General features: G+C 54.2%; 16 protein-coding genes. 13 read left to right on the top strand and 3 right to left on the bottom strand.

The window, feature by feature from the left end:
- Positions 1–15 precede the first annotated feature (15 nt).
- From tssJ to DWB84_RS11150, 6 genes are all read left to right on the top strand, one after another.
- On the top strand, positions 16–510 hold the full coding sequence (tssJ, locus tag DWB84_RS11175; protein WP_187409875.1) for a type VI secretion system lipoprotein TssJ: 495 nt from the start codon (positions 16–18) through the stop codon (positions 508–510).
- Between the two features lie 42 nt (positions 511–552).
- Positions 553–1,890, top strand: a complete 1,338-nt coding sequence (gene tssK / locus DWB84_RS11170; RefSeq protein WP_187409874.1) for a type VI secretion system baseplate subunit TssK — start codon at positions 553–555, stop codon at positions 1,888–1,890.
- A 16-nt stretch (positions 1,891–1,906) separates the two neighbouring features.
- Positions 1,907–2,809, top strand: coding sequence for a type IVB secretion system protein IcmH/DotU (icmH, locus tag DWB84_RS11165; RefSeq protein ID WP_187409873.1), 903 nt, complete (start codon positions 1,907–1,909; stop codon positions 2,807–2,809).
- Between the two features lie 75 nt (positions 2,810–2,884).
- The gene (gene tssM, locus DWB84_RS11160; RefSeq protein ID WP_187409872.1) at positions 2,885–6,454 is read left to right on the top strand and encodes a type VI secretion system membrane subunit TssM; all 3,570 of its coding nucleotides are present in this window, start codon (positions 2,885–2,887) and stop codon (positions 6,452–6,454) included.
- A gap of 75 nt (positions 6,455–6,529) precedes the next feature.
- Complete coding sequence (tagF, locus tag DWB84_RS11155) at positions 6,530–7,279, top strand: type VI secretion system-associated protein TagF (RefSeq protein WP_255428955.1); 750 nt, start codon at positions 6,530–6,532, stop codon at positions 7,277–7,279.
- Positions 7,280–7,292: 13 nt separating this feature from the next.
- On the top strand, positions 7,293–8,063 hold the full coding sequence (locus DWB84_RS11150; RefSeq protein WP_187409871.1) for a Stp1/IreP family PP2C-type Ser/Thr phosphatase: 771 nt from the start codon (positions 7,293–7,295) through the stop codon (positions 8,061–8,063).
- Here the strand turns inward: DWB84_RS11150 and DWB84_RS19070 are convergent.
- The gene (locus DWB84_RS19070; protein WP_255428954.1) at positions 8,056–8,406 is read right to left on the bottom strand and encodes a hypothetical protein; all 351 of its coding nucleotides are present in this window, start codon (positions 8,404–8,406) and stop codon (positions 8,056–8,058) included. The two genes, DWB84_RS11150 and DWB84_RS19070, sit on opposite strands and share 8 nt — an antisense overlap.
- Positions 8,407–8,452: 46 nt before the next feature.
- Between DWB84_RS19070 and DWB84_RS11145 the strand changes: the two genes are divergently transcribed.
- From DWB84_RS11145 to DWB84_RS11115, 7 genes are all read left to right on the top strand, one after another.
- Entirely contained in the window at positions 8,453–10,888 is a 2,436-nt protein-coding gene (locus DWB84_RS11145; protein ID WP_255428953.1) for a protein kinase, read from the top strand.
- A gap of 16 nt (positions 10,889–10,904) precedes the next feature.
- Complete coding sequence (locus DWB84_RS11140; RefSeq protein WP_187409869.1) at positions 10,905–11,156, top strand: hypothetical protein; 252 nt, start codon at positions 10,905–10,907, stop codon at positions 11,154–11,156.
- 52 nt (positions 11,157–11,208) lie between these two features.
- Positions 11,209–11,826: a MotA/TolQ/ExbB proton channel family protein gene (locus DWB84_RS11135; protein ID WP_187409868.1), complete on the top strand. Its 618-nt coding sequence runs from the start codon at positions 11,209–11,211 to the stop codon at positions 11,824–11,826.
- Positions 11,827–11,836: 10 nt separating this feature from the next.
- Positions 11,837–12,394 (top strand): biopolymer transporter ExbD, encoded by a 558-nt coding sequence (locus DWB84_RS11130; protein WP_187409867.1) that lies wholly within the window; start codon positions 11,837–11,839, stop codon positions 12,392–12,394.
- Positions 12,391–12,897 carry an ExbD/TolR family protein gene (locus tag DWB84_RS11125; protein ID WP_370589705.1) on the top strand — a complete coding sequence of 169 codons (507 nt, stop codon included), beginning with the start codon at positions 12,391–12,393 and terminating at the stop codon, positions 12,895–12,897. The genes DWB84_RS11130 and DWB84_RS11125 overlap by 4 nt, the downstream gene beginning before the upstream one ends.
- A 51-nt stretch (positions 12,898–12,948) precedes the next feature.
- Positions 12,949–13,947, top strand: coding sequence for an AgmX/PglI C-terminal domain-containing protein (locus DWB84_RS11120; RefSeq protein WP_187409866.1), 999 nt, complete (start codon positions 12,949–12,951; stop codon positions 13,945–13,947).
- A 96-nt stretch (positions 13,948–14,043) separates the two neighbouring features.
- Positions 14,044–15,855, top strand: coding sequence for a ShlB/FhaC/HecB family hemolysin secretion/activation protein (locus tag DWB84_RS11115; protein WP_187409865.1), 1,812 nt, complete (start codon positions 14,044–14,046; stop codon positions 15,853–15,855).
- A gap of 6 nt (positions 15,856–15,861) precedes the next feature.
- Here DWB84_RS11115 and ubiD read toward each other — a convergent pair whose 3' ends face one another.
- Both ubiD and rho read right to left on the bottom strand, forming a co-directional pair.
- Positions 15,862–17,334 carry a 4-hydroxy-3-polyprenylbenzoate decarboxylase gene (ubiD, locus tag DWB84_RS11110; protein WP_187409864.1) on the bottom strand — a complete coding sequence of 491 codons (1,473 nt, stop codon included), beginning with the start codon at positions 17,332–17,334 and terminating at the stop codon, positions 15,862–15,864.
- 76 nt (positions 17,335–17,410) lie between these two features.
- The gene (rho, locus tag DWB84_RS11105) at positions 17,411–18,670 is read right to left on the bottom strand and encodes a transcription termination factor Rho (protein WP_187409863.1); all 1,260 of its coding nucleotides are present in this window, start codon (positions 18,668–18,670) and stop codon (positions 17,411–17,413) included.
- Positions 18,671–18,802 lie beyond the last annotated feature (132 nt).

Genomic DNA, 18,802 nt, shown 5'->3' with positions numbered 1-18,802 from the left:
TGGAGGTAATGAATAGTGCGGTCGATTTATCGGGTATTGACGCTGGTTCTGGTGGCATTGTGTCTGGCGAGTTGTACCAAGGTTAACAGCGGCGTAGTGGGCATGTTCAATTTGGACACGGATCTGAAACTGGTGCTCATTGCCGGCAAAGATATCAATCCAGATGAAAAACATTCACCGTCGCCATTGTTTATCCGATTTTATGAATTGACGTCGGATCAGGCGTTTAACAAAGCGGATTTTCTTGAGCTTTATGAAAAGGATGAAAAGCTGCTCGGCAAGGATTTGATCGCCAGACGTGAACTGAATCGCCTGGTGCCGAGTGAGATTCAGGAGGAAACTTTTGTTTTGGATCCCAAAACCCGGTATGTAGCGCTCTTTGCAGAGTTTTACGAATACCAGAATTCGAAATACAAATTGGTGTTTCCGGTTACTTCTGCCAACGTGATCAAAAACACAGTGCGCGTTGAAGTGACAGGCAACCAGATGCTGTTAAAGAGCGCCCGCTAATGTGATCGCGGGCAAGGACGACCCCCAAAGCACGGAAAATTTATGTCTTTAGAATCCAAAGTTGTCTGGTCCGAGGGGATGTTTCTCAATCCCCAGCATTTTCAGCAACAGGACCGTTATTTCGAATATTACGTAAACGGGCGCTGCAGTGCTCTGGCACCCTATGGATGGGGTTTCAAGGAATTTGAACTGGATCAGCAATTGCTGAACCTCGGCAAGATTTCAGTGCAACGGGCGAGCGGCGTATTTCCGGACGGCACACCCTTCAATTTCCCTGATAACGACGATCCACCACCGGTTATCGAAATTCCTGAGACCACCAAAAACGCCATGGTCTATCTGGCGGTCCCTGTGCGCCGACCAGGTGCAGTGGATGTTCTGCCACAGGACAGTAAACAGGGCTTGGCCCGTTATTACGCCCAGGACAAGCTGGTTCGCGATGTCACGGTCGAGGGCGGTGACAGCCAGAAATTGCAGATCGGCAAACTGCGTCTGCGTCTGATGTTGGAAACCCAGGATTTGAGCGGGTTTGCCTACCTGCCGTTGTTGCGGATCAATGAAGTTCGCCAGGAAAAGGACATCAGCATAGACGAGCGCTGTATCCCCACCGTATTGGACTGCAAGGCAACGCTGAATTTGTCGACCTTTCTGGCCGAACTGCACGGTTTGTTGCGGCACCGGGCAGAGGCCATTGCTGGCCGCTTGGGCGATGCCCGCCGCGGTGGCAGCGCGGAAATTGCCGATTATGTGCTGTTGCAGGTGATCAACCGGGTAGAGCCGCTGGTGGCCCATATGGGGCGCATCGACGGATTGCACCCGCTGCCGCTGTTTGAGTTTCTGGTGCAGTTGATTGGCGAACTCTCCACCTTTGTAACACCCAACCGCCGCCCGCCGCAGGATCTGCCGGTGTATTTGCATGCGGATCTTGAGCAGACCTTCACGCCGCTGATGCAGACCCTGCGCAAGTATCTCTCCATGGTTTACGAACAAACCGCTATCGCCATGGAGCTGGCCGAGAAGCGCTACGGGGTGCGGGTGGCGGCGATTACTGACCGGTCGCTGTTGTCCAGTGCGGCCTTCGTACTCGCAGTGCGCGCCGATGTCAGCGATGAAGTGATTCGCACGCGCTTCCCGGCGCAGATCAAAATCGGTCCGGTGGAGCGCATTCGCCAGCTGGTCAATGCGGCGCTGCCGGGTATTGAACTAAAGCCGCTGCCGGTGGCACCGCGGCAGATTCCTTTCCGCACTGGCTACACCTATTTCGAATTGGATCAGCACAGCCAGTTCTGGAAAGAAATGAGCACTTCCGGTGGTTTCGCCATGCATGTGGGCGGCGATTTCCCCGGCTTGGAGATGGAATTCTGGGCTATACGCCGTTGACGCTTGAGGTATTCCCATGACGGATGACAATGACCGCACGGTTTTTAAACCAACTCCAGGTGGAGACCGCTCGTCCATGCGGCCTTCGCCCGGTCGACGTCCGACCACAGAGGTTGGCCGAACCCGCCCTGCCGCAGCAGCGGCTCAGCCCGAGCCAGCGCCGGCCTACAGCCCTCCGGTAGGTGGCCGCAGTGGCTATGAGCAGGTCAAATTCAACACCTCGCTCGGCCTGAATCCCCTGGTCAATGCTGCCTCTACCCTGATCGCAGTATTCGAAAAAACCCGTCATACCACGCGCCACTCCGATGTCGGCGGTCTGCACAAGCGCCTGGTGCATGAGATTCGCAATTTTGAGCAGAAGGCCAAGGATCTCGGCATAAAACCGGAGATCATTCTGGCGGCGCGCTACCTCATGTGTTCCGTTCTTGATGAAGCGGTTCTGCACACGCCTTGGGGTGACGAAAGCGCCTGGGGGCAACACACCTTGTTGAGCATCTTCCACAGCGAGCGCTCCGGTGGGGAAAAATGCTTTGCCATTCTCGACCTGATGCTGCGCAGCCCGGCGGAAAATCTCTACATGCTGGAGCTGTTCTATATCTGCCTGAGCCTGGGTTTTGAAGGCAAATATCGCCTGATCAGTCGCGGTCGCGACCAGCTAGATGCGCTGCGCGACAACCTCTATCGCACCATCCGCAACCAGCGCGGCGATTTTGAACGCTCACTGTCGCCGCACTGGCAGGGGCTCGGGCGAGTGCGCAAAACGCTCTATCACGACATTCCCATTTGGGTAGCGGCCAGCGTGTTTGCTGTATTGGTGGTGATCGGATACGCCGGGTTTGCCTATTGGATGCGCGCCGCGTCCGAACCTGTGGTGAACAAGCTTGATGCCATCATCACCGCGCCCGCAACGCGTCATTGATTAACGGTGGCCCATATCAGAGATGATGACGGAGTGCGCCCGGATGGCGCGTCCCCAAACGGATAAACAATCGACATGCAGAAACTCAAAAACTTCTTCACCCATCCGGTGACCATATCGCTGATTGGCTTGATCGCGCTTTCCCTGCTGATTTGGTTCGTCGGGCCGCAAATCAAATTCGGCGAGGAAAACAAAGCCCCCTTGGCCAGCGTCACTGCGCGCCTGATCTGCATCATGGTGCTGTTGGTGCTGTGGGGCCTGAACAATCTCTGGATTCAAACCCGCAACCGCAAAACCAACAACCAATTAGTCGCCGGTCTGCAGGAGAGCCAGGAAAATTTGCGACAGGGCGGGCACACGGATCAGACCGCCGAAGAACTGTTCCAGATCAATGAGCGTTTCAACCAGGCGCTCGATACTCTGCGGCGCTACAAATTCAAAGGCGCTACCGGCAATAAAGCGTTATACGAGTTGCCCTGGTACATCATCGTCGGCCCTCCGGGTTCTGGTAAAACCACGGCGCTGATCAATTCCGGGCTGGAATTCCCCCTAGCCGATACCTTCGGGCGCGGCTCCCTGCAAGGGGTCGGCGGTACGCGCAACTGCGACTGGTGGTTTACCAATGAGGCGGTCTTGATCGACACCGCCGGCCGCTACACCACTCAGGACAGCCATAAAGCCGTCGACGCCAGTGCTTGGGAAGGTTTCCTGGAACTGCTGAAACGCAATCGCCGCCGCCGGCCGATCAACGGCGCCATAGTCGCCATCAGCATGCAAGACCTGTTGATGATGACGGAAGACGAGCGCGCCCAGCAGGCCAAAACCATCCGCACGCGTCTGGATGAGTTGATGGACAAGTTGCAGATTCGCTTCCCGGTGTATCTGATGTTCACCAAGGCGGACCTGGTCAGCGGCTTCAGCGAGTTTTTCGAAGATTTCAGCCGCGAAGAGCGCGAGCAGGTATGGGGTATCTCCTTGCCGGACTCACCGCAGACCGACAGTCCTCCGGACTTTGATCTGCTGCGCAATGAATTGACCAATCTCACCAGCAACCTGTATTCGCGGGTGCTGTGGCGCATGCATCAGGAGCGCGACAGCAAGCGGCGCGCCGCCATCCAGGGCTTCCCGCAGCAGTTCGAAAACCTGCGCGGTATAGCCGAACAGTTTGTCCGCCAGACGTTCGCGTTCAACCGTTTTAAATTCCAGCCCTATCTACGCGGTGTTTATTTCACCTCCGGCACCCAGGACGGCACGCCCATCGATCGCTTGATGGCGTCGGTGGCGGCGAACTTCGGTTTCGCCCGGGAGGTCGCCCAGTTGCCCCATCAACAGGGCAAAAGCTTTTTCCTTGGCAAGCTGTTCCGCGAAGTCATTTTTCCGGAGGCGGAGCTGGTGGGGTCGAACGTGTCCTACGAGCGCACTGTGCGCTGGTTGAAGCGCGGCGCCTACGCCTTGATGGCATTGGTTGCCATAGGCCTGGGGGTGGTGTGGTCCGGTAGTGTCATGCGCCATCGCGGTTTTATGGAAGAGGTCAATGCACATGTTGAGGAATACGAATTGGCGGCGGACAAGATCGCGCCGCAAGGTCGCGATATTCGCCAGGTGTTGCCCGCTCTCAATGCCTTGGAGCGCGCCTCCAAGGTTTACGATCAACAGGACCATCCCTGGCTGACCAGTCTCGGCCTCTATGACGTGCGCGTGGATTCCCGGGCGGACGACGCCTACCGGCACGAGTTGGTGCACACCTTTTTGCCGCGCCTGCTGACCATTATGGAAGGCGAGCTGGAGAAGGGCTACGACGGCACCGATCTGTACGACACCTTCCGCATTTATATGATGTTTCAGAAAACCGATCGCATGGAGCGCGAGCGCGTGCGCGACTGGTTTGTGAAGCATTGGGAGACCTCCCTGCTCGGCGAAGGCACGCGGCGGAAAGAGCTGGAATTCCATCTCGACCATCTGCTTGCCGAGGTGCCGCCGCCGAGCACGCTCAACGCCCGCTTGGTGAAAGACACGCGCGAACTGATCCTGCGCGAACCGGTGGCGCAACGCGTCTACTCGCGAGTGCGCAGCAATCCCGTCTACAACCGCAAGGTCGACCTGCTCGCTGCATTCGGCGCGCCCGTGCGCACCTCCTACAAAATCGACAGTAATGTGCAACGCGCGCTCTTTATTCCGGTGATGTTCACCAAAGAGGGTTACGACAGCATCGACCTGTCGCCGCGCTCGCCTCTGGTCGCCGATATAGTCAACGAGCGCTGGGTGCTGACCGATGACGAAAACGCCAAGATCGACTTTATCCAGGAAGACCTCGATGACGTCAGCAAACAGGTGGAGGAGCTCTACCTCAGCGAATACATCCAGGTGTGGGATGAGGTTTACAAACGCCTGGCAGTGACCGAATTCCGCAACCTGCGCCACGCCGAAGAAGTGTTGGCCAATCTGGTCGACCCGGTTTATTCACCGCTGATTTCCATTCTGCAGATAGGCCAGCGCAATACGCAGTTGCGCCCGTCGCAGGAAGAGGTGGAGGACCTCGCGGGTAAAAATCCGAAGAAAGGTGGCAAGGTGGCGCAATTGGCCACATCTGCCCTGATCAGCCAGTACGAAGGCACCAAGGTCGACAAGCACTTCCGCGATCTCAATGCCCTGGTGGCCGAAGGTCGCGGCGATGTTGCGCCGATCATGACCATTCGCAACAAGCTGCAGGGGTTGAAGGATTTCATGACGGATATCGCCATGGCCCCCGAGCCCGGTCAGCAGGCGTTCAATCTGGCGCGCGCGCGCTTCGATACCAACGCTGGTAATGCGATCACCGATGTGAAGGCTTACTCTCAGTCAATGCCAGAGCCGGTGCGGCAATGGTTGTCCACCTTGACCGATCAAAGCTGGCGAGTGTTGCTCGACTCGGCGCGCGGTTATGTGGATAACGAGTGGCGCGCGACGGTTCACCGCCCTTACAGTCAGCGTCTGCAGGGCCGCTATCCGCTGAATCGCAGTGCCACCGACGAGATGGCGCTGTACGACTTTTCCGAGTTTTTCAAACCCGGCGGCACCATCGACAAATTCTTCACCGAATACATGGCACCGTTTGTGAGCACACGCGGCGGCCTGCGCAATCGCGTGGTGGATAACTACACCCTCGGCTTTTCCGAAGAGGTGTTGCGCCAGATCGACAACGCTCGCGGTATCAAAGACATCTTCTATCGCGAAAGCCCGGACAGCATCTCCGTCACAATGGAGTTGCGACCGCGCGCCATGGAGGAGAGGGACGCCCGCTTTACCTTGGATGTTGGCGACGAGCGCCTTACCTACAATCACGGGCCAAAGTTCTGGAAGACTGTGCGCTGGCAGGCTAACCAGGACAATATGCGGGTGCGCATGGTGTTTGAGGATCTGCAGGGCAGCCAGTACGAACGCTCCTTCCAGGGCGGTTGGGCCTGGTTCCGTTTGCTCGACGCGTCTTACGTGGAAAAAACCAGCCAGTCGAATATTTATCTGGTGACCTTTTCCGCAGGTGATGAGCGCGGCACGCAGCGCGACGCCCACAAGATCACTTACGAAGTCAAAACCAAAAGCGCCGACAGTCCGCTGCGCCGAGATGTACTCAACGCCTTCCGCGTACCGGAATCCATCGTGCGATGAGGCTCATCGCGCTTAAGCTACAGGAGAGAGCACCATGAAGGGAAACGAGGACCGCACTATGAAGGGTGCCGCGTCATGAGTTCTGCTGTTATGAATCCGCACAACCCGCCGACCGGCCTGTTTGGCAAGTTGCCTGCGCACGGAGACTTTATCCACCGCAACCTGCCGACCAAGGTCATCAACGAATGGGACAGCTGGCTGCAGACGTTTATTGGCAGCACCCAGGAGCGTCTGGGCAATGCCTGGCTGGAAATCTATCTCACCAGCCCGATCTGGCGTTTTTGTCTGTCACCCGGTGCGCTCGACAGCAACGCCTGGGCCGGTATCTGGCTGCCAAGTGTCGATCGCGTCGGACGTTACTTTCCCTTTTCCATACTGCGCCGCCTGCCGGAGCGCACTTCTCTAACCAGTTTCCTGTTGCATCAAAGCGCTTGGTTTGAAGCGGTTGAGCATTTGGCATTGCGCGCGCTCGACGGCCTGCTGCCAGTTGACCGACTGCTGGAAGACCTCAACCAATTGAAACTCGGCGGTGGCGACGGTTACCTCTACCAGGCGCCGCCGCGGCCGGATGCTGGAGTGGTGGTGGATCTGGATTTTGATAATCCGTCTGTCGAACCCGCCATGCCGCATCTGCTCGACGCCTTTGTGGCGAGCACCTTTTCTAGCTTCAGCATCTGGAGCACTTCCGGGTCTGAGCGGGTGGAGCCTTGTGTTTTTGTCAGCCCCGGAATGCCGCCGGCATCTGGGGGAGCCGCCATGCTCGATGGCCTGTGGGAAAACTGGGAATGGTCAGTCCCGGTGCGCCCGCTGCGTGCTGAAGCGTGAATCGGAGTTCTAGATGAGCAACGCAGAAGATACTGACCGAACCTTCCGCCGCCCGATCGAATGGCGCAGCGGCACTCGCACAGATGTTGGCGCGGTGCGCTCGGTCAATGAGGATGCGCTTATAGCTCTTCCGCAGGCGGGTTTGTGGGCCGTCGCCGACGGTATGGGCGGCCATGAAGTGGGCGATGTGGCGAGCCGCATGATTATCGAGTCGCTCAGTCAGCTGGAGCCATTCGAACGCCTCAGCGATTTTGTTGATCAGGTGGAAGAGACAGTGCTGGACGTCAACCGCCAGATCCTCGATTACGCCGACGTGATGTTGGATAACGCCACTATGGGGAGCACCCTGGTCGCCCTGCTGATCCGCGGGCGGGTGGGCGTTTGTCTGTGGGCGGGCGACTCGCGCTTATACCGCCTGCGCAACCACCAGCTGACACAGCTCTCGCGCGATCACAGCCATGTGCAGGAATTGGTGGAGATGGGAGTTATTACTCCAGAAGAGGCCATCAATCATCCCCATTCCAATGTGATCACCCGAGCCGTGGGGGTTGAGGAAGACGCATTCGTCGATATCACGGTGTTCAACACGCAGATCGGCGACACCTTTTTGTTATGCAGTGACGGACTCTACAACACCGTCAACGACAACGAGATTGCGAGTGTGTTGAATAAACGGGACACTCAACAAATGGCAGAGGAACTGGTGAGCATATCGCTCGCCCGCGGTGCGCCGGATAATGTCTCGGTGGTAGTCGTAAAAGGCGAGCCTGGAAAATTCAGTTAATTTCACTTTGATGGTCGCCGATGAGTAACTCTGACGATAATGACAAAACCCGTATACAGCTGACGCGGGTAAAGCGGCCGTCGACCCCGGCAACGCCAACTCCGGCATCACCGGCGACGCCACCAGCTTCGTCAACAGCACGGCCTCCTTCTGCAGCGCCTACTTCTGCGTCAACGGCAACGCCGGCTAGAGCGCAGCCTGGAGCTGCCGCTTCGGCAGCTCCTGATGCCACCAGAATCGCCACGCGAATTAAACAACCGGTGCGACCAGCTGCGCCTGCGAGCCAATCAACTGTGGTTGCGCCGCCGAAAAAACCCGCTGCACCCAATGCCGCCAGACCCATGGCGAAGCCGCAAGTCGCTGATAAAACCCAGGCGTCTAAAACACAGATGTCAAAAACGCAGACCTCCGCGCGCAATGTGGAGCCGGTTCGCCGCAGTGCCGATCCCACTATATCGCTGCCGCCACCGAGCAAAGGTCCGCGCACCGGTGCTGCCAAGCCCAAGGAAATTCTGAAAAACCGCTTTGTGTTGGAACAGGTGGTCGGTGCTGGTGGCATGGGGGTGGTGTACAAGGCCAAGGACCTGCTCAAAGTGGAGGCCAAGGACCGGGATCCCTACGTCGCCATCAAGGTTTTAGGCGAGGAATTCAAATCCCATCCCGAGGCGTTTATCGCCCTGCAGCGGGAATCGCGCAAAACTCAGCGCATCGCCCACCCCAATATCGTAAACGTTCACGATTTCGATAAAGACGGCGACACGGTCTTTATGACCATGGAATACCTGCACGGTACGCCGCTGGACAAACTGATCAAAAAATACAGCTCGACGGGGTTGGCGTTTGAGGATGCGTGGCAAATTCTCGAAGGCATTTGCGCGGCTTTGAGTTACGCACACGGGCAAAAAATTATTCACTCCGACCTCAAGCCCGGCAACATTTTTGTCACTAATGACAATGTCGCCAAGGTGTTCGATTTTGGTATCGCGCGGGCGGTAGCGCAGGCAGAAGTGGGCGGCGTCTCCACCGACGACCGCACGATTTTTGATGCCGGTAATCTGGGAGCACTGACGCCTGCCTACGCCAGTCTGGAAATGCTCAACGGCGAAACGCCGGATGTGCGCGACGATATTTACGCGCTGGGCTGCATTACCTACGAATTGCTGACGGGGGCGCATCCATTCGGGCGAAAAAATGCCGAAGAAGCGCAGAAGGAAGGGCTGAAACCCGCGCGCATCGAGAGCATCAGTAAACATCAGTGGCGCGTGATCGAGCGCTCCCTGGCATTCGAGCGGGAAAATCGCATTGGCTCGGTGCAGGAGTTTTGGAGTGAACTCAATAAAAAAGCCAGCACCTCTGTAGTGGCTATCACGGCGATGGTTTTGTTGTTTCTCGCAGTGTTGGCGGGCGGCTTTATTTATCTGAATCGTGAACAGGCGCCGCAACAGCCACAGCTCACTGCAGATGATTTCCGCAGTGAAATTGAATACGAAATTCGCTTGGAATTGTTGCAGAAAACCATCTCCGATCTTCTCGCGGCCAATACATTTGATGCGCGCTGGGAAAATCTGCTTTGGGAAGAAATGCAGAATTTGCGCCAGCTGCTGAAAGAAAATCATCCGCAGTATGTGGATTATCGGCAACAGGCCTATGGGCTTTATCTCGCGCGAATTAACGCATTGATCGAGCAACAGGAATATGAAAATGCGCTCGGCGTTATTGAACGGGCGCATCGTTATGCGGGAGCCAAAAATGAGCTGGACGCGCTGGCGCTTAGTGTCAAGGAACAACTGGCTGAACTGGAGCGCCTGCGGGAAGAACAGGCAGAGCAGGAGCGCCTGGCACGCCTGAAACAGCAGCAAGAGCGCCAACAACAGGCGGAAATTCGCACCCAGCAAATGCAGGAGGCACAGCGGCGCGAGGAATATGCGGTTGCCCTGGCCACCGTGAAAAATCAGCTGCGCTGCACACAAATTATCGACATGAGCGATTTTTCCGTTGCGGTAAAAAAACTGCGTTCACTGGATATGACGCAGTACAAAAAAGCGGAAGGCCAAATCGTTACCGACTTGGCTGCGTGCTTGCAAAAAATCGCTAACACTTTCCCGGATCGTGGCGCGACCCTGAAAAAGGCCGCGTTGGAGCTGTTTCCCAAAAACGCCAAGCTCACCGCGGTGCGGGTGGAAATGCGTGACCCCTGTAACGAATCCCTGGCGGGCCTGGGCGCGCGCGGTCGCCGCAGCATCTGTCAGGATTCTGTGCGCAGTGGTGGTAAAACGCCAGAAACAGTGGTGATCCCAGCAAAAGACGGCATGCCGGTATTCGCTATAGGACGCTACGAGGTAACCGTCGAGGAATTTAACCTGTTCTGCAAAGAGACCAAGCGCTGTCGCGAGGTTGTCGGGGCCAACGGTTCTCTGCCGGTTACGGGTGTGCCGCTGCAAATGGTGCAGGAATATGTGCGTTGGTTGAGTCAGGAAACGGGCAAAACCTATCGTTTGCCAACCTTGGCGGAGTGGCGCGTCGCCGCCTACGCCGACGGGCGCAGCCTGGACGCCAACCGCAACTGCCGCTTAAATGCGCGCGGCATTCAGAAGGGCGGATCGTTGCTGAATGCGGAAATCGGCCAGCAAAACAGTTGGGGATTGGTCAACCACGTGGGCAATGCCCAGGAATGGGTTCTGGGGCCCGGTGGGCAATGGCTTGCGGTGGGCGGCTCATACGCCACTGATATGGAGTCCTGTACCTTGAGTTCGCAGCGCGTTAGCGACGGCAGCGCCGACGCTGAAACAGGATTCCGCGTAGTGCGAGAGCTCGCACGCAAGTAAAAAGAGATTTTGGGTTATGTCAGAAATCAATTATTCGGACCTCATGCGGCAGATCGTCGCCGACTATTTGGACCACCGCATGAGCCGTGTAGAATACGTCGCGCAACGCCGCAGCCTGCTTGATCACATTGATCGTGAATTCAATGGAGCTGACCCCTCATTCAGCGGTCCCGAATCCGATACAGTTGTTCCCATTCCAAATGGCGACTCCTCCCCGGATGACACAGGCTCATCACTCGATATCACATTAGTGCCCAACAAGCCCTAATTGGGTAAATGCTTGACCAAACCTATAAGTGCTTTGAATCAAAGGTAGAGTTATGGATTTAATTGAATTTTTTCAATCTGGTGGGTTTTTTATGTATCCCATCCTGGTGGTGTTTGTGCTGGGATTGGTAATCGCGATCGAGCGCTTCGCGGTGATTACGGCCACGCAAAATAAAACCAACCGTATTTGGAAACAGTTAACGCCCATGTTGAAGGCCAACGACCTGCCGCGGGCGGAGAACCTGTTAAAAAGCCAGAGCACACCGCTGGCGCGAGTTCTGCAATACGGCTTGGCCAAACTGCGCAGTAATGCCAGCCGCGAAGCCGTGGAAGCGGCGATGGAAGAGGGCATTATGGAAGTGATGCCGGAGCTGGAACAACGCACTCACTATTTAGCGACATTGGCCAACATCGCCACCCTGATAGGTCTGTTGGGTACCATTATCGGTTTGATCCAGGCATTTACTGCCGTTGCCTCAGCCAATCCGGCGGAAAAAGCCGATTTATTGTCCGCCAGTATTTCGGTTGCGATGAACACCACGGCATTTGGTTTGACTGCCGCAATTCCGATGATTTTGATCCACTCTTTTCTCGCCACCAAAACCACCCGCCTGGTGGATAACATCGAAATGGCCACAGTGAAGTGTCTCAATCTGATCGTCGAAGACTGACTGCGCTCCTATGAAATTCAAACGCAGCAAAGTTCTGCACGAAACGGTTGAGCTCAATATCACCGCCTTTTTGAATTTGATGGTGATCCTGGTGCCGTTTCTTTTGATTACGGCGGTATTTTCCCGTCTCACCGTATTAGAGCTGACTTTGCCCGGCCTCGATGCCGCTGGCGGCGAAGAGCAGAAAATCGACCTGGAATTACAGCTATTGATTTATCCCGATGCGCTGGAAATTCGCGACGCTAATGTCGGCCGTGTTCGTTATTTTGACACCAGCGAAAAAACCGATTGGTCCGCCATAGTCGACGTGCTCGTGGAAATTAAACGCCGCTATCCGGAAGAAACCGCCATTTCCTTGCTACTCGATTCTGCGGTTCCTTATAAAAGATTGATCGAAGTAATGGACCGCGTGCGCAGCGCTGAAATCGTCAACGTAGGAACACTGGAAGAAGTGGAACTATTTCCGGCGATTTCCATTGGCGAAGCGCCTGCGCGAGCAGCAGCAGATGAGAACACTATTTCTCTCGACGCTTTGCCGGTCAAAGAAAATGAAGGAGGTGTGCAGTGAAATCACCTTCCCGTCGCGCACGCCGTATGGCGCGCCATCACCGTTTTGCCAAGGGTGCGCCGCTGAATCTTGTCTCCCTGATGGACATTTTCACCATTCTGGTTTTTTTCCTGCTGGTGAACTCCTCCAGTGCGCCGCAGTTGCCCAGTCAAAAAGATTTGGCGTTGCCGCGTTCAACCGCGACTAAAGTGCCGCGCGAAACCTTAGTGTTAAGTATCACACCCAATAGCGTTTTGCTGCAGGGTAGGGAAATTGCCAAAGTTCAGGATTTATTGGTCGCCGAAGGTGAAGTATTTGAACCTCTGAAACAAGCGTTGGAACAGCAAAAATCCAACCGACAATTGCAGAAAATCAGCGATGCTTCGGAAGGCGAGGCGATCACCATTATGGGGGACGAAAATATTTCCTACGCGTTGTTGCATAAAATTTTAGCGACCTGCCAACAAGCCAATTACACCGAAATTGCTTTTGCAGCGCATCAGCTGGCAAAACCCAAGGGCTGAGGTCATTTTGATGTTTACATTATTTCGATGCGTTGAGAGATAAATCCGCACATGGCATTGGCTAACTACGAATTACTCGCGGTGCAGTGGCAGCCCAATCAAAAGCAGGATCGTGCTTTTGTTGTGTCCGCTATTGTTGCGGTGGTGGTCGCGGTCATTATCGGAATTTATATATCGAGCATCGATGTACCGGAAAAACCTCTGCGTGAACGCATCGACGTGCCTGAGCGGGTTGCAAAATTTATTAGCAAACAGGAACCGAAACCTGTGGTGGTGGAACCGCCCAAGGTAAAACCTCTGGAACCGCCAAAACCGGTGGAGAAACCCAAACCAGAGGAAAAGCCGGTTGAACCGCCTCCTGTTCGCGTGGAGCGCGAGCGCCCAGTAACGCGTGAACCGCTTACAGAAGCGCAGGAAAAAGCGCGCGAAGTTGCCTCCCAAAGCGGTCTGTTGGCGCATGTAAGTCAATTGAATGATTTGATCGATACGTCCGATGTCGGTGCACAGCTGCGTACCAATATTCGCGAAACCACGGGCAGTGGGGCGCAAACAGCAGCGGGCCACGATGTCAGCGTCTTTACGAGCAATGCTGCGCAGGGTAGCGGCGGGGTGGATGGCGCTCGCTATGCTGCACAAGCCGGCACCTCGCAGCTCAGTGTTGCGGAGCTGACTGCTGCACAACAAACCGTTGCGGCAAGCGAGGAGGCTCTAACCCGGGATCCCAACAAAACGCCTGAGACCACGCAAGCGGCTAAGTCGCGCGTGCGTTCGGAGGAAGAAGTCATCCTGGTATTTGATCGTCACAAAGGTCAGCTGCAAAGTCTCTACAACCGCGCGCGGCGCAACAATCCTGCGCTGAAAGGCAAATTGGTCCTGGCCGTCACCATCAAACCGGATGGCTCAGTCAGCAAAATCGATGTTGTCAGCAGCGAGCTGAATGATCAGAGTCTGGTTGACAGCCTGCTGGCGCGAATCCGCAATTTTCAGTTCGGCGCGCGTGACGTCGAGACCATTACGGTCAGCTATCCAATCGAATTTTTGCCGCACTGATCGTTTTTTCTGATTTATCTCATCTTCCGCTTCGCTTTTCTGTAGGTGTATTTTGCGTAGAATCGCATGTGCCCTACAGAAAGGATCATCGCGCGCATGAAAATAAAATTATTGAATGTGTTATGTCTCGCCTCTCTTATAAGTTTGCCGGCAGTGGCGGCTATTGTGGAAATGCCGGATACGGAGGATGAGCCAGAAGCGGAACGCAAACCCATGTTGGAAAGTCCGGATGCGCCAGAAGAAAAGCCGGACTTTATGGCAGGACCTCACCTTAATATCAGGGAAATTCGCATTCAAGGCGTCGAAGAATATCCGGATTTTGGTGTTACCCTCGAAACGCTGAATAAACGAATAGAGACGATTCGTTTTGTTTCGGACGATCAGGTTGAATGGATAGCAGAAAAAGAGCTAACACCTGAATTGATTGTGCGGCCAAGCGAGGAGCGCAAAAACCAGGGCATTACGGTCGGCATGATTCTTATTGTTGCTGACACAGTAACGCGCTATTACCGCGAACGCGGCTTTATTCTGGCCAAAGCCTATGTCCCACAGCAGCGGGTACAAGACGGAGTTGTAGTCTTGACGTTATTGCCTGGAAATCTGGGCGAGATTGAACTGTTGAATAGCAAAAAATACCGCGCAAAAACCGTGGAAGCGATTTTTGCGCCTATTGTCGATAAACCGGTAACGGCAAAAAATATCGAGCAACATCTCTATCTGGTTAATGAACTGCCCGGACTTTCTGTGCAGGGATATTTTGAGCCCGGCAGCGAAGTAGGCGATACACGTCTTAATATCAATGTATTGCAGGAAGAATCCTTCGCGGGCCATGCACGAATTGATAATCACGGTTCCGAAAGCACGGGTGAATATCGTTTATACACCGATGGTTATTGGTACAACCCCGGTGGTTTTGGTGATCAGTTACATATCGGCATTCTAGGCACCTTCGAACCATCCAACTCTTTATACGGATCACTTCATTACGGTTTACCACTTTTTTCACCGCGCACACGCCTGACCATTGGTGGCTCGACCAATGACTTTGTGTCGGATTCGCTTTCCGGAATAACTTTGACCGGACGCTCAGTAATTTATGACGCATCGCTGCGCCATATTTTTAATCGCAGCCGTTTAAAAAGTCTGGCAGGGGAGTTGCGTCTGTCGGAGGTGGCATCGGACATCAAAGATAAAGAAGGGCTGTTGCCGCTCGAAGAAGACGAGCTGGACGATACTGTACGCAATCTGGATGTGGTTTTGAGTTTTGACGGATTGCTGGAGCGCTGGCGTGCGTTGCACCAGGGCGATATACAGTTAACCTACGGTGGTTTTGTCAAAGGCCGGGGCATCTATCAGGACAAAAATCCGCTTTCAGTTTCCTTTAATTATTGGCTGATCAAATATGTCAAAACACCATTTGTGAATGCGAACAGTCGTATTCAGTTGCGTTTTGCCGGGCAATATACGGAAACATCTCTGCCGAGCACCAGCCAGTTTACTTTGACTGGACCGAATAAATTGCGCGCCTTTCATGTCAACCAAAGCATCGCCGATCGTGGTGCATATTTAGCGGCAGATTGGATTTTTGAAATTCCTGGCCAAGGCCGTTTGGCCAAAACCCTTCAACCCTATATTTTTTGGGAAATGGGCTATGGCGATACCAAAGATGCCGGCCATCTCGCTGCGCGCCAAACAGTCTTTGATACGCCGGAGCAACCGGGATCATGGGCTCTTATGTCGGATGTAGGATTGGGTTTGCGTTTCAACGTCGGCAAAAGTATCCGTGCCAATGTGCATTACGCTTACGCAACCTCGTATGAGGCGGATTTTGGTCCTTATCCACGGGAAAACCTGCGCGCTCTGGAAGATCGCGACAAGGTGTATTTTGATTTGTTGTATAGCTTTTAAATAAAGCTATTTTGTAGCCTCAAAAATACCGAGCTCCGCCCAAATTGCATCAACTTTTTGTTTAACGTCGGAACTCATGGTAATAGGGCGTCCCCATTCGCGCTGGGTTTCCCCCGGCCATTTATGCGTAGCATCCAAACCCATTTTGGAGCCGAGTCCGGCAACCGGTGAGGCAAAATCCAAATAATCAATGGGCGTATTTTCAACAAGCACCGTATCCCGTGCCGGATCCATCCGCGTGGTAATCGCCCAGATCACATCGCGCCAGTCACGCGCGTTGATATCGTCGTCGGTCACTACCACAAATTTGGTATACATAAATTGCCGCAGGAACGACCAGACGCCAAACATGACGCGTTTGGCATGACCGGGATATTGTTTTTTCATGGTGACCACGGCCATGCGATAGGAACAACCTTCCGGTGGTAAATAAAAATCGACGATTTCCGGAAATTGTTTTTTTAGAATCGGCACAAACACTTCGTTGAGCGCGACACCCAATACCGCCGGTTCATCCGGTGGACGACCGGTATAAGTGCTGTGATAAATCGGATTGCGACGGTGGGTCAAAGTGGTGACGGTAAATACCGGGAATTTTTCCACTTCGTTGTAGTAACCCGTGTGATCACCATAAGGACCTTCGTCGGCCATTTCGCCCGGTTCAATATAACCTTCCAAAATAAACTCGGCTGACGCAGGCACTTGCAGATTATTGCTGATACTGCAGCTGACTTCAGTTTTGGCGCCGCGCAATAAACCGGCGAATGCGTATTCGCTGAGTGTATCCGGCACCGGGGTTACAGCGCCGAGAATAGTTGCGGGATCAGCGCCTAGCGCCACCGAAACCGGAAAGCGCTCGCCGGGATGTTCTTGCTGCCATTCGCGGAAATCCAGAGCACCGCCTCGGTGACTCAGCCAACGCATGATCAGTTTGTTTTTGCCCAACAGCTGCATGCGATAAATACCGAGGTTTTGCCGTTCCTTGTGCGGCCCGCGGGTAATCACCAGCGGCCAAGTGATCAATGGCGCAGCGTCGCCCGGCCAGCAGGTCTGAATCGGCAATTTTGTGAGATCGACTTCCTCATCGCGATACACAATTTCCTGGCAAACAGGCCGCGACACCACCTTGGGCGACATATTGAGAACCTGTTTAAAAATCGGCAATTTTTCCCAGGCGTCGCGCATGCCTTTAGGTGGTTCGGGCTCTTTGAGAAATGCCAGCAGCTCGCCCACTTCTTTTAATGCAGCAACAGATTCCTGCCCCATGCCGAGAGCGACGCGCTCAGGTGTGCCAAATAAATTGCCGAGCACCGGGATGGAATAGCCTGTTGGATTTTCAAATAAAAGCGCTGGGCCAGATGCGCGCAAGGTACGGTCGCAAATTTCCGTCATTTCCAGATGGGGAGATACTGGCTGAGAAATGCGTTTGAGTTGGCCGCGCTGTTCGAGGAGTTGAATAAAATCGCGCAGATCTTTCATGGGATGAGATGGGATCTGGCAGAGAGAATCTCTGCATGGGGAAATGCCGCAGCCGATTTGGCTGCGGCGCGAGCATTTATTTGCCTTTCATCGACAGGAAGAATTCATCGTTGGTTTTGAAATTCTTCAATTTATCGACGAGGAATTCGGTCGCTGCAACATCTTCCATATCGTTGAGCAATTTGCGCAGAATCCATACGCGCGCCAATTCGGATTCGCCCATCAACAAATCTTCGCGCCGAGTACCGGAACGGCGGATATTGATAGCAGGATAAATACGTTTTTCGGAAATCTTGCGGTCCAGGTGCAACTCCATGTTGCCGGTTCCCTTAAACTCTTCGTAAATCACTTCATCCATTTTGGAACCTGTATCGATCAGCGCAGTTGCCACGATGGACAAGCTACCGCCTTCTTCGATATTACGCGCGGCACCGAAGAAGCGTTTAGGTCTTTCGAGTGCGTGTGCATCGACACCACCGGTCAATACTTTTCCGGATGATGGAATAACGGTGTTGTAAGCGCGGGCGAGACGAGTGATGGAGTCGAGCAAAATCACTACGTCTTTTTTATGTTCCACCAAACGCTTAGCACGTTCGATTACCATATCGGCAACCTGTACGTGACGAGAAGGCGGTTCGTCGAAGGTGGACGCAACCACTTCACCGCGCACGGAACGTTGCATTTCCGTTACTTCTTCCGGGCGTTCGTCGATCAATAAAACGATGAGATAGGTTTCCGGATTGTTGCGCGCAATCGCTTGCGCGATGTGCTGCATCATGATGGTTTTACCGGCTTTTGGCGGCGCAACGATCAAACCGCGCTGGCCTTTACCGATGGGCGAAATCAGGTCGATGATTCGGCCTGTCAGGTCTTCGGTAGAACCGTTACCGGTTTCGAGAACCATGCGCTCTTGTGGGAACAGCGGCGTTAAGTTTTCGAAGAGAATTTTGTTGCGTGAATTTTCCGGCTTATCGAAATTGATTTCGTTGACTTTCAACAGTGCGAAATAACGCTCGCCTTCTTTTGGCGGGCGGATTTTGCCGCTGATATAGTCGCCAGTGCGCAAGTTGAAGCGACGAATCTGGCTGGGTGATACATAGATATCATCCGGTCCTGCCAAGTAAGAGGAACCGGCGGAACGCAGGAATCCAAAACCGTCTTGCAGTATTTCGAGAACCCCATCACCGTAGATGTCTTCACCACTTTTGGCGTGGCGCTTAAGCAGGTTGAAAATAACGTCCTGTTTGCGTGAGCGCGCCAGGCTCTCCAGTCCCATGGCAGTTGCCATGTCGATCAGTTCTTCGATGGGTTTGGTTTTAAGATCGGTAAGATTCATGTGCGTATTGTGTAAGTGGTTGATTGCAGATTAGCCAGCCAGAGAGAAAGCCGAGCTTGTAGATTTGTTATAAAAATTTTTTGGAAAAGTGATTCAGGAGAATCGCGCTTCAATTTTTTGCTAGACGTTATG

Source organism: Saccharophagus sp. K07 (assembly GCF_014336955.1).
Classification (GTDB): domain Bacteria; phylum Pseudomonadota; class Gammaproteobacteria; order Pseudomonadales; family Cellvibrionaceae; genus UBA5868.
The sequence above is the reverse complement of the archived record's forward strand: the minus strand, read 5'-3'. Positions and strand labels throughout refer to the sequence as shown.